Source organism: Hymenobacter citatus (genome assembly GCF_014333615.1).
Lineage (GTDB): Bacteria > Bacteroidota > Bacteroidia > Cytophagales > Hymenobacteraceae > Hymenobacter > Hymenobacter citatus.
Map to the genome: position 1 here is coordinate 430,217 of NZ_JACSCY010000004.1, position 12,925 is coordinate 443,141.

The following is a 12,925-nucleotide window of genomic DNA, read 5'->3' on the forward strand; positions in this document are numbered from 1 at the left end:
GTGTGTCATCCTGAGCGCAGCGAAGGACCTTCTCACGCGTGAACGACAGGCGTCACAATGACTCGTTCACGCGTGAGAAGGTCCTTCGCTGCGCTCAGGATGACACACCTCCTACCTTCCTACTCCAACTTCACCCGTACCCGCAAGGCCAGAAGGCCCTTTACGCCTTGCAGTTCTTCCAGTTCCAGTTCCTCAATTTCGGGCTCTAGCATGCCGCGGTCCTGGAGGTAGTCGAGGTACTCTAGGTATTCGTCGGCTTCGCGCTGCTGGGCGTAGACCAGGGCAATGTAGCCGGGTTGCGTGAGTCGTTCGCCGGTACCCAGCACGGTGGCCTTGTCAATGCGCTTCTTGATGATTTCGTAGCGGATGTTGTAGGCGCCGTCCACGTCAAACTGGCGCTCATCCTGCCGGAACCGAATGGCCAGCGGCTGGCTATGAATGAGGATAAGCTGCGTGGTATCGAGCGGCACGGGTAGGCGCTCCTTGAGGGCAGCCGTACGGCGCGTAATTTCCACCATCACCAGCAGCTGCCACAAGCGCAGGTTCTTCAGAAAGACCAGATCAAACGGCTTGTTTTCGACCAGCGACGCGCCCACGTAGATATTGTACTCCACGCCGTCGGTTTTGAAGCGCTGGAAGTAGTGCGGAAACATCTGCTGGGCTTTCTGTTCTTCCTCGTCGAGGTAGTCGCTCACGGTATCATTGAGCAGCGTGACGCTCCGCTCGAAGGCTTTGCGGCGCTTGTAGAGAATGCCCAGCACAGGGTCGATGTTATTCCAGTAGTCGGCAATAACAGGCCGTAGCTCCAACGTGTTCTGTGCAAAGTACTCGAACAGGGGCTCCACCTCCGACTTCAGCGAATCGAAAATACTTACCTCATCACCCGAGATAATGCCCTGTTGCAGCCGCTTCAGATTCTTCTCTACATAGAACTTTAGTTCATCCAGAATGGGTAGCTGCTGAAACTCGGAGGCTTTCTTGAGCACCTTGTTGGCCAGCGAAAGATGTTCGATCAGGTCGCCCTGCACAGCCTCGTTGCGGGCCGTGCTGCTACCGCGAATGTCGCTGGAGCCGTGCAAGGGATACACTTCCTGGAAGACAATGTCTTCCATCTCAGCGTTTTTGTTGCCAGCTTCTATCTTCTCCAGCAGGTTCAGGGCGGCATCGTTGAAACGCCATTCCATGGTAGGGTGCAGTGCCGTGAATTTCTCTTTCACGATGGCCTGCACGCGGTTTTGCATATCCTCCGCGTTGCGCTTCACAGCCACCGCAAACAGCGGCACAAACTGGTTCACCTTTTCCAGGCTGAACTCGTCCAAATCACCCACGTTGGGAGAGCCAAGTTCCAGCAAGCCCACCGTGTCGTCGCCGTAGGGTAGGAGGGCCAGGATGGCGCTTTTGATGCCGATGCTGCGAATCTGCTGGCGTAAATCTTCCGGGATGTCAGCTGTTTCCACATTTTCCAGAATCAGGGGCTGGCGGTCCTGCAACAGCTGGGAATAGATTTGTCGGAAGCCCGTGCCAGCCTGCTGGTTGTTGAGCTGTTTGGTGAGGAAGCTATGGTTGATTTTGCGACCAAAATCCACGAAAGCCTGCTTGTTCTCATCGTAGGCAGCAATGCCTAGCTGCAAAAACGGCCGCTTAAACAGCACCCGTAGCTTCTCCTGAATCTGTTCCAGCCGGTCGGAGGCCTGTAGCACGTCGCGCTCCAGCAGGTCATACTTCAACTCCGATAGGATTTCCTGGTCCGTCACATCCACTAAGTGCAGGATGTTGAAGCCTTCCAGCTCGAAGCGTTCGGGGGGTAGCAGCTCCCGCCACAAATCCTGGCGGTGCATGTTATGCAGCAGCAAATCAATCTGCTCTTCAGTTAGCTCCGGCCGCTCGCCTACTAGCTTCACATTTAAGAAGGTAGAATTGAAATCGACGCCGTAGTGCCGGTACAGGCCGATGCTGTAATCAGGCACCGTAAATACCAGCGTATCGTTTTTAGGTAGCTCTACATCGTATATCTTGCTCAGGATGAGGTGATACGCCATGCGCGACATGTATATTTCCATGTGGCGGCTATCGATGTTGAGCGGCTGCTTGATGATGTCGTTGGCATTCAGCAGTACTTCTCCAAACAAGGGCGTATAGTAGAAGCTGCGGCGCTGAAAAGGCGGAATTGCCCCACTGATATCCGTAGAGAAAGATGCCGGCGGAAACACGGCCATCATCAGCGTTTCAATCAGGTCGCAGCCGCACTCCACGGCGTTGAGGTCCGTGATGGGGCCATGTGCCCAGGTCTCTTGCGCCACCTGCTCGCCAATACTGCGTGCCAGCTGCGCTAAGCCGGCATTGGAGTCGTTTTCCCGGCTCTTCCAGTACGCAATCAGCGGTTCTAAGCTGAGCGTAGTGCGAAAGGGAAAAATGGTGCTTTCGATAGGGGAAACGAGTTCTTTCAGCATATAGGTTGTCCGGAGGCAGGCCATGGGCTACCTGGCCGTACTATATACGTAAAAACTGCGCAGTTCGCCTACCCGCGGTTAGGGCTTTAATGTGACACGGGACCTTTTGTTGAGGTCGATATTTGTTTCTGACTGAGTTCCGTTATTGATATCTATAATCTTCTTCGTGTTTTTATAATACGTGCAGCAACCATCCTCGTCATTAAATCCACCTTCCAACAAAATGTTGCTGACGGTAAAGCGCAATGCCTTAGTGGTATCAGTTGAAGACTTTACCGTGTAAATCTCATAAGTATAGGCATTAAGCTTACGGTTGGCCGTTGCTACAAAAGGAGAGTTATTACCAATAGCGAGCCTACGGTTAGTCGACGAGTCAACAGCGGTGCTGATTAGGCGAGCTGTATCGCGCACAGGAGTTAGTGAAGTAGGTTTAGGAATATCAGTGGGGTCGGGTGTGTAAGTGCGGACGATGTACACAGTCTCAATGGCCTCGCGCGTTACGGAGGGCGCGAACTCAAAAAATAACGTATCCGCGTTTTTTTCCCGATTGTCGCAGGCGACGCTACCGCAGCATGCAGCCACAACAAAGGCAAGGACAGGAAGAAGCAACCAGGAGAAGGAAGTGCGTAGCATAACAGGACAAAGATAAGCAGCCGGTGCCGGAAGCCTATGTACGTTATGGGGGAAGAGATTATTGCTTCGCCTCCTGACTGGTTTGTGAAGAGGCGGCGGATAGAGGAGCCACCAAAGCCAAGCGCCACCACGACGATTGTCGTGGTGGCGCTTGAACTATTCTTTCTACGGCAATTAGCTTTAATACGCCGCGCCCACGATGGTTTCTACCGGGCCCGTGTGCAGCAGCTGTTGGCGCAGCGTATCAGCATCGTCGGCCAGCTGCGGGCGAATCTGGCTGAGCGCTTGCCGCAGGGCTTCTACATCGGCCAGGCGCGGCGCCTTGCTTTGGGAGTAGCCGTGGTACATAGCCACCCGCACATTCGACTTGCCCGAGCCGGTGTAGGTGCCCAGCACGTGGCCCTGGGCATCCATAATCTGCACTTCGGCCTGAATATCGGTGCAGTAGTTTTCCAGCGGTAGGCCCAGCAGGCTGGGCGTGAGCAGCGTCAGCATCTGAAATGCCTGGAATCCTTTCCCTTTGCGCGTGACGTCGGCCTTGGTTACTTGCAATTTGGCGTAGCCAAATACCGTGCTGTCAGTCGGCTCCAGTACGTTGCGCTTCATCTCCGTGTCGAACAGCTTCTCGGGGTCGTCGGGGTAGGCGCCTTCGGTTGCCATCAGCGGGCCTGGGTCTACGGCTAGCTCCAGAGCAGGCAGCCGGTTCTCGATGATGTCCACGTCACTTTTGGCCATAATCTGGCTGGCTGAACGGCAACCAATGAGCAGCAGCGTGAGCGGCAGGATCAAATGCAGAGAGCGGGAAACCAGAGTTGAATGCATAGTCAGGTGGACGAAAGATCGAAGATAGAAACTCTCTACACACCTTGTATGCCAGGACGTTACGTAACCGTCATATTGTTCAATACTTAAAAGTTAATATTTGATAAGTGCAAAATAAAATATAACTTTTTCAGTGTGCTGTAGGATTGACCTTTCTTGCTTTGCAGTGTAGGAAAGAACGAATGGAGCCTATCCGACTACCTATCAACAACAAAGCCCAACGCTCCTTCGGTCAGCAGGATTTCTCCCTGACCGAAGGAGCGTTGGGCTATTGCAGAATATTCTTAGTGACCGGAGTGGGCCAGCGTGCTATCGGCTTCGGCCAACTCCGTGACAGGTTCCGGGGCCACATAGTTGTCGATAAACTCACCTTCCCACCGAGCTACCACGGCTGAGGCCAGGCAGTTGCCCATCACGTTTACGGCGGTGCGGGCCATGTCCATTAGCGCGTCAATACCCAGAATGATAAACACCGGCCAGGAAGGTAGGTTGAACGAGGAAACGGTAGCCAGTAGAATCACGAGCGAGGCGCGGGGCACGCCGGCCACGCCTTTGCTGGTGAGCATCAAGGTGAAGACCATCACGAGCTGCTGCCCAAACGACAGCTCGATACCCGCGGCCTGGGCCACAAAAATGGCGGCCAACGACAAGTAGAGCGTGGTGCCATCAAGGTTGAACGAATAGCCCGTAGGCATCACAAAGGCCACAATGCGGCGCGGCACGCCTACGCTCTCCATGGCCTCCATGGCGCGGGGTAGGGCGGCTTCGGAGGAGGTAGTGGCGAAGGCAATACTTACTGGCTCAGCAATGGCCGCCACAATGCGCTTTACGGGTAGGCGCGCAATGAGCGCTACGGGCAGTAGCACCAACAGCAGAAAGGCTACCAGGGCACCATACAGCGTGAGCAGCAGTTGAAACGCATTCACTAAGGGGCCGAAACCCATCTTGCCTACCGTATAAGCCAGGGCGCCGCCTACCCCAAAGGGCGCGAAAAACATAACCACGTTGGTGAATTTGAACATCACCTCCGATAGGCTTTCCGTCCAGCTGAGCATGGGCTGACGGTGCTTGGGGTGCACCATGGCCAAGCCAATGGCAAAAATGATAGCGAAGATAACAACCTGCAACACCTGACCCTCAGCCACCGACTTCGCAATGTTCTCGGGGAAAATATGCAGGATGATGTCGCTGGTAGTTTGGTTGACGGTGGCCAGCTGCTCGGTATCGGCGGCAATGGCGCCGCGGTTGATGCCCGCGCCGGCTCGCGTGAGGTTGATGGCTGCCAGCCCGATAAACAGCGCGAAGGTGGTGACCACCTCAAAATACACCAGCGCCTTCACGCCCATGCGTCCCACCTGCTTGAGGTCGGCGTGGCCAGCAATGCCCACTACCAGAGTAGCAAAAACCAGCGGGGCAATAATGGTTTTTACTAAGCGCAGAAAGGCGTCGCTGAGCACCTTCATGTTCACGGCAGCGGCCGGGAAATCGTGTCCAAACTCGGCCCCCACAAACATGCTGACCACAATCCAGAACGTGAGCGAGCGGCGGCGGGCTGCCAGCATACCTAGTGCTACTAGGGCCATCCAGCGGGCTACCAGGGGCACAGCCGGGGCCAGCGTAAGCCAGCCGTAGGCTTGCCCGGCTGTGAGCAGTCCGGCTACTAGAAATAAAATGAGGGTGAGCAGAACCAGGGGAGAAAACTTCATCAGCAGCAAAAAAGGAGAATACTTGGCGACGGAAAGTCAGCAAATATACTCCTTTGCGCGTGGCCCCCCAGCACTCGGCTAGTACCCAATCACAATCCGTCGTACAATGGTTTTGTTGGCCATCTGGAGGCGTAGCGTATACAAGCCGATAGGCACGTTGGGCGAAACCTGGACGTCGGGCTGGCCGGTGATGGGTAGGGGCGCACTGTAGGCGCGCAGGCCGCTGGCATCCCATAGCTCTAACGTGGCGGTTTGGGGCAGAGCCGGTTGTACCCGCAAATAGAACGTGCCGTTGTTGGGCACAGGGTACATGCTCACCTGCAACGGTACCTCTTTTACCTCCACTGCTTTAATAGGAGAATACACAGCCTGCGTGCCGCAAAGCTGACGCAACCGATAGTACGTGGTACCCAGCGGAGCATGCTGATCAATTAGGTCATAGGCGTGGGGCTGCATAGAAGTGCCCGCGCCTGCTACGCTGCCAATCTCCTCAAACGCAACGCCATCGGAGGAACGCTCTACCACAAACGACTGGCTATGGTGCTCCGTGGCGGTAGTCCAGCTTAGCTGCACCTGCTGGTCTACACTATTTAGCTCAAAATCGGTAAGTACGGCAGGGGCGTTGCCGTTTTTATCGGCGTACAATACACCATTGGGCACCACTTGCTGCACCAAGCCAGGGCCATCATAGCGCAGTACCAGCCCTTGACTACCGCCGTGCTCACCATAGTATACGCGCATGGTATGAAAACCAGCGCTGAGTTTCTTGGTAGCTGTTGCTTCGCGGTAGCCGTGCGCGTCGCCGGCATTGATAACCGTGGGTTGCGCATCCTGATCAAACCACACGGAAGCGGCGTCGTCGGAACCGAGATAGAAGGTGTAGGTGCCGCCCGTGAGAGCGTACAACTTGCCAGTATAGGTGCCGCTAAACTCGTCGGGATTACCGGGAGAGTTATAAACGGCTACATCGCCCACATTGAATATGTCGGTCTGGCCAAAAGGGAAATTTAGCTCACTTACGTGACGGTTAACAATCCCTGGTTTAGCACGGGTAAAAAACGATATGTCGTCGTAGAAATAGCCGCGGTAATACGTGGCCAGCAAACCCGCTTCACAGGCATTAGGTGGGGTATTTTGGCCCAAAACGAGGGTAGGCAGCACCAGCCCCACACAAAACAGCACACAAAAACTGGTGCGCTTTATTGACTGTAACCAGCTGAAAAATGCGTAAAAATTAGTTTTCATAGCGTGGGTGGGAAGGAGAAAAGGGCGGAAAGCGTAATACCTCTGAGTAGGAAAAAGCAAAGTGAATGGCGGCCCGGAATCCAACTATATTATCTTATAATTGTAATATTCCAACTGCACTTGTAGCCATATACGGACACTCAAATCAGAGGTTTAAAATTATGACATTGCTAGGAAAAATAAAGTAAAATGATGGCTAAATGCTATTAAAAAAGATAGGGTATAGCATTCTAAAAAGGCTTGCTGTTCTTTGTGAAATTCTGATTGTTAGGCTGGCGACATTCTTCTCTCCCTCTTTTCTATGCTGATCTGGACCCTCACGCCACTACTGCTGCCCCTGCGGTATACCTGGAAAATTGCCCGCAATGCATCGGATAGCAAAACCAACCTGCTGGTCCAGCTCACCGATGGGCAAGGGCGTTACCAGGGTAAGGGAGAGGCAGCCCCAAACGTACGTTATGGAGAGTCGCCGGAGCGGCTGGTGCAAGAGTTCGAGCAACTGCTGGCGGCGGGCCTGAGCCACGTGGGCAGCCTGGTAGAGCTGGAAGCCTTGCTGGCCGCCTACCCCCCCGCCCACGCCCTGCGCTTCGCGCTAGAGTCGGCCTACCTACACCGGGAGGCGGATCGGCTCGGGCAAACCGTGCCGGCATTGTTGGGCGTGCCCGCGCCGGTAGCACGCACGCCCACCGCGTTTTCCCTGCCTATTATGGAGCCTGGCGCTGTGGCCGGCTTTATGCAAGCGCAGGACATGCGACGCTTTCCGCTGCTGAAAATCAAAGTGAATCAGGAGAGCGGCTACGAGCTGCTGCGCGAGGTAGTGCGCGCCGCGCCGGGGCACCTGCTGCTGATTGATGGCAACGAGTCCTGGACCAATGCCGACGCGCTGCTTCATTTTCTGGAGAAAATAGGGCAATTGCCCGGCTTGCGCGTGCGCCTGCTGGAGCAGCCCCTACCCGCCGCCTGCACCACCGACTACGAATACCTGCGCCCCCGTACGCCCTATCCCTTGTTCGCCGACGAATCGGTAACCGATACAGCCGATTTTGCGGCTATTGCCCGGCAGTTTCATGGCGTGAATATGAAGCTGATGAAGGCCGGCGGCTACCACAACGGCCTGCGCCTATTTGCCCAAACCCGCGCCCACGGCCTGCAAACCATGCTGGGTTGCATGGTCGAAACGTCGCTGGGCATTTGGTCGGCTCTGCAAGTGAGTGCATTGGCTGATGTATGCGACCTAGATGGATTTTTGATTCTGCGCGACGAGCCCTTTGGATTGGTGCATGAGCAGGATGGAGAGTTAGGAATGGTGAAGTGGTGAGTTTGTGAAGTGGTGAGTGGTGAGTTTGTGAAATGGTGAGTAAAAAACGGCTGTCATCCTGAGCTTGCGAAGGACCTTCTGCCAGTTGAACGAGTCGTTGATACGCTTGCCGTTCACACATGAGAAGGTCCTTCGACACTGGCTTGATGCGCCACATGCTCAGGATGACACGCATTTTCTATTCACAATTTCACAAACTCACCACTCACCATTTCACAAACTCACCATTTCACTACTCTTTACTTCGCCAACTGCTGAAGCTGCTGGTCCAGTTCGCGGAGTTGTTGGTCGAGTTGGCGGGTGTCGGGTGGGGTAGACTGGCGAGAGAGTAGGTCGATTTTTTGGTTGAGCAGCCGTACTTTTTGCTCCATCAGCTTCAACTGCTGACTTTGCCGGCTCAGCTGGGCCTGCAAGTCGGATAGGGGCACCACCTTGCCACGCTCTACATATTGCTCGAAGCGGGCTGCATTGGTGCCAATGGTATCGTGGCGGGCTGCTGCGGCGCTGCTAGGCGTTGCAAACACGATACTGCCCGCGCTATTCACATAGTCGCCCTCGTGCAGCGTCGTTAGTTTGCCGCTGGGCAGCTCTACAATGCCACTTTTATAGTTAATCTTCGTGCCATTGGCCAGCCGAATATTTTTTGTGAGCGGCTGGTAATTGTTATCTTGATGGAGCACTACCTCTCCATTGCGAAACAGAAACTGCGCTCCAGTACCGTAATCGACCGCACCTATAGGCCGAACGCGAACTGCAGTTTTTTGCTGGGCGCTGGCAGGTAGTACCGCCGTTAGCAAGCTGCCTGTTAGTAGAAGGGAGAAGAGAGTACGCATAAGTGGCTGGTATAGGGGAGGATTTTCCCTCTACGCAATCAGCACAAGGCAGAGTGGGTAAAGCAAGAACAAATTTTTTAGTTAAATATGTTGCAACATTAAATGTATGTACATACATTTGTGTCGTTAAGTAGCCGCATCAATTATGTCAGCAATGAAAATAGAGGATGCCATTAAGCAACCGGTTTTTAAGGATCCTTATCAAAAGGTGATGATCAACCTATTGTATACGGCAGGCTGGTTGGAGCTGCGGCAGGCTTCAGCCTTCCGCGAATACGGTGTAACTGGGCCCCAATACAATGTACTGCGCATTTTGCGGGGCCAGCACCCAAAGCCTGCCACCGTTAACCTGTTGATTGAGCGGATGCTGGATAAAACTAGCAACGCCTCGCGCATTGTGGACAAGCTAGAGGCCAAGCAACTCGTGACGCGCACGGTATGCCCCAGCAACCGCCGGGCCGTCGACATTCGCATCACCGACGCTGGGCTGGCGCTGCTGGAAAGCATGCAGCCCGCACTGGAAGAACAGAATACTGCTTTGAAAAACTTGAGCGTGGCGGAAGCCGAACAGCTCAGTAATTTACTCGATAAACTCCGGGACTGACGGCTTTCAGTCACATACACTCCTTTTTTCACCATGAAAAAAATCGTTTTGTCGGCTCTCGTAGCCGCCACTTTCCTTGGCACTTCTGCGTTTGTTTCGGCTCCTGGCACTGGCGCCAACGCTACCCGTGTGGAGAAAGCTGCCGCCAAGACCTACAAAGTACAGCCACAGCTCAGCACCCTGGGGTGGGAAGGCAAAGCCGTGACACACGGCCACAACGGTACGGCCCAATTTACGGGTGGTGAGTTGATGGTGAATGGCAACCAGCTGGTAGGCGGCACCGTGACGGTAGACATGACCACGGTGAAGACCACCGACATCAAAGATGCCGACAGCAACACCAAGTTCATGGGGCACATCAACTCGGATGACTTCTTCAGCACCGCGAAGTTCCCCACTGCTACCTTTAAAATCACGAAAGTAGCCTATATCAAAGGCGCTGCTGCTGATGCCAACAACGCCAACATTACCGGCGACCTAACCATCAAAGGCAAAACCAACAGCATCACCTTCCCCGCCAAGGTAGGCGTGAAGAATGGTGTAGCTGCTGCCAGCGGCACGGCCACCGTAGACCGCACCAAGTACGATATCAAATATGGCTCAAAGTCGTTCTTCGAAGGCATCGGCGACAAAGCCATCTACGACGACTTTACGCTGAGCTTCAACGTAATTGCCAAATAGTAAGCGCGTAAGCATACACAAAAAAGCCCCGTTACCATTGTGGTAACGGGGCTTTTTTGTGCGTTGTGCACGTTATTTACCGCGCAGGCGGCTCTGGCGGTACAGCATCTGCTGGCGCACCACCTGGGCCAGCGAGTCGGGCACGAAGACGGGCGTGGTGGGAGGCTGCTGGGCGTTGAGAGGGTAGCGCAGCCAATAGGTTTTGTCGGTGTCGTCGAACTGGCCGTTGCGGTCGGAATCGTAGCGCAGCTCGGCCAGCAGCATCTTCGTGTTCGGAATCAGTTGCCAGCTTTCGAGGCGGGTGCTATCGGGTGTGAGCTGGTGCAGTTGCTCGCCAGCGCGGTTGGAGATAAAGAGAATGCGCCCGTCGGCACTGGTCAGCTCACCGTCCCCATTGCGGTCAGCCGTAATCATCTGATAGAAAAGATGCGGGTAGGAAGTGGTAATCACCTTTTCGATACGGTAGCCGCCATTATCTAACAGTAGGTGGGTGCGGCCGGTAGGCAGATGATAAAATAGCAGATTGAAGACCGGGCCGCGGGCCGAGTCGTAGTTGGTGCTAGCATAGGAGGTAGGCGCATCACCCTTAATATCAATCAGCGGCCGTTCCTGCCGGCCCGTTTTCACCGCCATAATAGGCTGGTACACGTACCGGCCGCTGTCGAGTGGTACGGGAGCGGCGTATTGCACCCGGTACGTTTGAGCAGCCTGCCGAATGGTGAGCGAGTCGGGGATAGGCGGTGTCTGAGAAGCCGAAGTAGCTGCCGGTTTCTTTTGCTGATCGGGAGAGCAGGCGGTAGCCAAACCGCCAAGTAACAGACAGGTAAACAGCGTAGAACGGGTAAGGGGCATGAAAAGGGTTGCGCAAAGGGTAAACGGAAGCTGGGTTGCCTACTAACGAAACCCGGCAATAACTAGTACGGTAGCGGGTAGGGTAGGGATGTATCGAGCGGCTCAAAGCCTGTGCCAGCACCGGCGCCTACCCAGGCAGTGCCAGCTCGTGCGGTAGCTCAAACCGCAGACTGTGGCTTTTGCTGCGGGCACGCAGCTGCTGCAAAAAAGAATCGAGGTCGGCCTTGTATTCCAGCCACAAGTCTTCGTGTAGGTTGGCCTGTACCAGCGTGGTAGTGCGGGCAGCCAAACGGGCCGTGGCGGTATAAAAACCCGCAAACGGACTTTCAAACTGCCCTGTGTAGTTAGCGAAAATATGCCGCAGCATGTACAGATTCAGGTCTACCTCCAGGCGCTTGTCTTTGGTGATGCGGCGGGCGCGGGTCACTTCCTTGGTAGCTTTGCTAAGGGCTTTGGTAAGGCTGCGGTTGAGCAGCCGCCCGGTAGCCCCTACCGCAAACAGTTCATGAATCCGGTCGGAGGCCTGTTCATACACCGTTTCCACTGTCACGTCGGGTAGCAGCTCAAAGCTGAGCGTGTCGTACAGCTCGGCGTCGCGGCGGGCCGCACGTAACAGTAGGGCTTCTTTTTCCTTATCGGTGAGGCGTTTAAGCGCCTTTTTAAACTCGGCGGACGGAACGGGCATGAGGGAAATACGGACTAAAAAGGCAGAATTGAAAGTCTTGTACGATAGATAGGGCAACGGTATGTTGGGATTCGTAGCCTTTTTTCTATATTGCTAAAAATATTAGTTGTTCAAATTTTTAGCAAAGTAAGCCATGGCGCTACTCACTATTCAGGATGAAACTGCCATGGGCAGCATCCTCAACCGGCTGGAGTTGGAGATAGAGCAGGAGATGCTCACCGTACGCGAGTTGATTTCGCGGCGCGTGCAACAGGAAGTAACCACCTACAATGCCCGACAGGTAGGGGTGTTTAGCGGCTTGGTACAACCCACCATGTCGGAGCGAGTGCTCAATGGGTTTCGGCTGCGGCAGCCCAAACCCATTGATGCCGAAGAACAGCTGTACAAGGCGCTAGAAGGTTTTCAGCAAAACGGCTACTTCGTGCTCGTGAATGATCGGCAGGTAGAGTCGCTCGACGAGGAGGTGTGGTTGGGCGCGGGTGCTACGGCTAGCTTCATTAAGCTGACGCCGCTGGTAGGCGGATGATAGATGATTCCCCTCTGGACCACTCTATTGCGGCGCCTTGGCTTTGCTAAGGCCGAAACGCCTGCCATGCTTTCATCTCTATTTACTATGGTTACCAAAGAAAAGAAATCCTTTACGAAGCTGTTGAGCAGCCCCCGCCCCGAAGCCGTTGAAATGCAGCCTTTCCTTGAGCAGTACCTAACGGAAGTACAAGAGTTAAATTTATCCTATTACTGGGATTTGAGGCTGCCGGAACTGTCTGCCTATCAGACGCTCAAGCAGCAGGATGCCGCCTACAAAGGTCGGTTGGTGCTAGCCACAGTAGAGGCGCTGCGTAGTCTGTCTAATAATTATGAGACGCTTTATCAGCTAGAAGCATTGCTGAAGCAATTGCTGCGCCTGACGCTAAGCATCAGTAGTGAAGGATTCCTGCAACTGCTGAAGCTATACGGAATAAGCGAGCAGGCAAAGGAGCAGGAAGTGGAAACGGCGTTGAACAAGTTTCCGGTGCTGCTGAGGTGGTCGGATAAATCTGGACAGAATAGGGTGTTATCTTTCCTTCGTCATGAAAGACAGCCCTCAGCCTGCTAA

The 12,925-nt window shown here is 54.4% G+C and carries 13 protein-coding genes; 5 read left to right on the top strand and 8 right to left on the bottom strand.

Annotated elements, in window-relative coordinates; translation table 11 throughout:
* Positions 1–119: 119 nt before the first annotated feature.
* The 5 genes from H8B15_RS08060 to H8B15_RS08080 form a co-directional block, all read right to left on the bottom strand.
* Positions 120–2,450: a GAF domain-containing protein gene (locus H8B15_RS08060; protein ID WP_187319149.1), complete on the bottom strand. Its 2,331-nt coding sequence runs from the start codon at positions 2,448–2,450 to the stop codon at positions 120–122.
* A gap of 78 nt (positions 2,451–2,528) precedes the next feature.
* The gene (locus H8B15_RS08065) at positions 2,529–3,083 is read right to left on the bottom strand and encodes a hypothetical protein (protein ID WP_187319150.1); all 555 of its coding nucleotides are present in this window, start codon (positions 3,081–3,083) and stop codon (positions 2,529–2,531) included.
* Positions 3,084–3,263: 180 nt separating this feature from the next.
* Positions 3,264–3,905 (bottom strand): hypothetical protein, encoded by a 642-nt coding sequence (locus tag H8B15_RS08070; RefSeq protein WP_187319151.1) that lies wholly within the window; start codon positions 3,903–3,905, stop codon positions 3,264–3,266.
* 284 nt (positions 3,906–4,189) lie between these two features.
* A complete protein-coding gene (locus tag H8B15_RS08075) occupies positions 4,190–5,611 on the bottom strand; it encodes a dicarboxylate/amino acid:cation symporter (protein ID WP_187319152.1) in 1,422 nt (473 codons plus the stop codon).
* 78 nt (positions 5,612–5,689) lie between these two features.
* Positions 5,690–6,856 carry a PA14 domain-containing protein gene (locus H8B15_RS08080; protein WP_187319153.1) on the bottom strand — a complete coding sequence of 389 codons (1,167 nt, stop codon included), beginning with the start codon at positions 6,854–6,856 and terminating at the stop codon, positions 5,690–5,692.
* Between the two features lie 301 nt (positions 6,857–7,157).
* On the opposite strand from H8B15_RS08080, the gene H8B15_RS08085 reads away from it, so the two are divergent.
* Positions 7,158–8,174: an enolase C-terminal domain-like protein gene (locus tag H8B15_RS08085; protein WP_187319154.1), complete on the top strand. Its 1,017-nt coding sequence runs from the start codon at positions 7,158–7,160 to the stop codon at positions 8,172–8,174.
* A 239-nt stretch (positions 8,175–8,413) separates the two neighbouring features.
* Here the strand turns inward: H8B15_RS08085 and H8B15_RS08090 are convergent, their stop codons facing one another.
* Positions 8,414–9,007 (bottom strand): DUF6799 domain-containing protein, encoded by a 594-nt coding sequence (locus H8B15_RS08090; RefSeq protein ID WP_343069142.1) that lies wholly within the window; start codon positions 9,005–9,007, stop codon positions 8,414–8,416.
* A 154-nt stretch (positions 9,008–9,161) separates the two neighbouring features.
* Between H8B15_RS08090 and H8B15_RS08095 the strand changes: the two genes are divergently transcribed.
* Positions 9,162–9,611, top strand: a complete 450-nt coding sequence (locus H8B15_RS08095; RefSeq protein WP_187319156.1) for a MarR family winged helix-turn-helix transcriptional regulator — start codon at positions 9,162–9,164, stop codon at positions 9,609–9,611.
* 33 nt (positions 9,612–9,644) lie between these two features.
* On the top strand, positions 9,645–10,292 hold the full coding sequence (locus H8B15_RS08100; RefSeq protein WP_187319157.1) for a YceI family protein: 648 nt from the start codon (positions 9,645–9,647) through the stop codon (positions 10,290–10,292).
* 72 nt (positions 10,293–10,364) lie between these two features.
* On the opposite strand, the gene H8B15_RS08105 is transcribed toward H8B15_RS08100, so the two are convergent.
* Both H8B15_RS08105 and H8B15_RS08110 read right to left on the bottom strand, forming a co-directional pair.
* Positions 10,365–11,144 (bottom strand): hypothetical protein, encoded by a 780-nt coding sequence (locus H8B15_RS08105; protein WP_187319158.1) that lies wholly within the window; start codon positions 11,142–11,144, stop codon positions 10,365–10,367.
* 127 nt (positions 11,145–11,271) lie between these two features.
* Complete coding sequence (locus tag H8B15_RS08110) at positions 11,272–11,829, bottom strand: hypothetical protein (RefSeq protein ID WP_187319159.1); 558 nt, start codon at positions 11,827–11,829, stop codon at positions 11,272–11,274.
* Between the two features lie 133 nt (positions 11,830–11,962).
* Between H8B15_RS08110 and H8B15_RS08115 the strand changes: the two genes are divergently transcribed.
* The gene (locus H8B15_RS08115; RefSeq protein ID WP_187319160.1) at positions 11,963–12,355 is read left to right on the top strand and encodes a hypothetical protein; all 393 of its coding nucleotides are present in this window, start codon (positions 11,963–11,965) and stop codon (positions 12,353–12,355) included.
* 3 nt (positions 12,356–12,358) lie between these two features.
* Positions 12,359–12,925: a hypothetical protein gene (locus H8B15_RS08120; protein WP_187319161.1), complete on the top strand. Its 567-nt coding sequence runs from the start codon at positions 12,359–12,361 to the stop codon at positions 12,923–12,925.

Excerpts from the sequence above, each read along its gene's own strand:
- H8B15_RS08105 (WP_187319158.1), bottom strand. The coding sequence starts at position 11,144 with ATGCCCCTTACCCGTTCTACGCTGTTTACCTGTCTGTTACTTGGCGGT.
- H8B15_RS08065 (WP_187319150.1), bottom strand. The coding sequence starts at position 3,083 with ATGCTACGCACTTCCTTCTCCTGGTTGCTTCTTCCTGTCCTTGCCTTT.
- H8B15_RS08070 (WP_187319151.1), bottom strand. The coding sequence starts at position 3,905 with ATGCATTCAACTCTGGTTTCCCGCTCTCTGCATTTGATCCTGCCGCTC.
- H8B15_RS08120 (WP_187319161.1), top strand. The coding sequence starts at position 12,359 with ATGATTCCCCTCTGGACCACTCTATTGCGGCGCCTTGGCTTTGCTAAG.
- H8B15_RS08080 (WP_187319153.1), bottom strand. The coding sequence starts at position 6,856 with ATGAAAACTAATTTTTACGCATTTTTCAGCTGGTTACAGTCAATAAAG.
- H8B15_RS08085 (WP_187319154.1), top strand. The coding sequence starts at position 7,158 with ATGCTGATCTGGACCCTCACGCCACTACTGCTGCCCCTGCGGTATACC.
- H8B15_RS08115 (WP_187319160.1), top strand. The coding sequence starts at position 11,963 with ATGGCGCTACTCACTATTCAGGATGAAACTGCCATGGGCAGCATCCTC.
- H8B15_RS08090 (WP_343069142.1), bottom strand. The coding sequence starts at position 9,007 with ATGCGTACTCTCTTCTCCCTTCTACTAACAGGCAGCTTGCTAACGGCG.
- H8B15_RS08100 (WP_187319157.1), top strand. The coding sequence starts at position 9,645 with ATGAAAAAAATCGTTTTGTCGGCTCTCGTAGCCGCCACTTTCCTTGGC.
- H8B15_RS08060 (WP_187319149.1), bottom strand. The coding sequence starts at position 2,450 with ATGCTGAAAGAACTCGTTTCCCCTATCGAAAGCACCATTTTTCCCTTT.
- H8B15_RS08075 (WP_187319152.1), bottom strand. The coding sequence starts at position 5,611 with ATGAAGTTTTCTCCCCTGGTTCTGCTCACCCTCATTTTATTTCTAGTA.
- H8B15_RS08110 (WP_187319159.1), bottom strand. The coding sequence starts at position 11,829 with ATGCCCGTTCCGTCCGCCGAGTTTAAAAAGGCGCTTAAACGCCTCACC.
- H8B15_RS08095 (WP_187319156.1), top strand. The coding sequence starts at position 9,162 with ATGAAAATAGAGGATGCCATTAAGCAACCGGTTTTTAAGGATCCTTAT.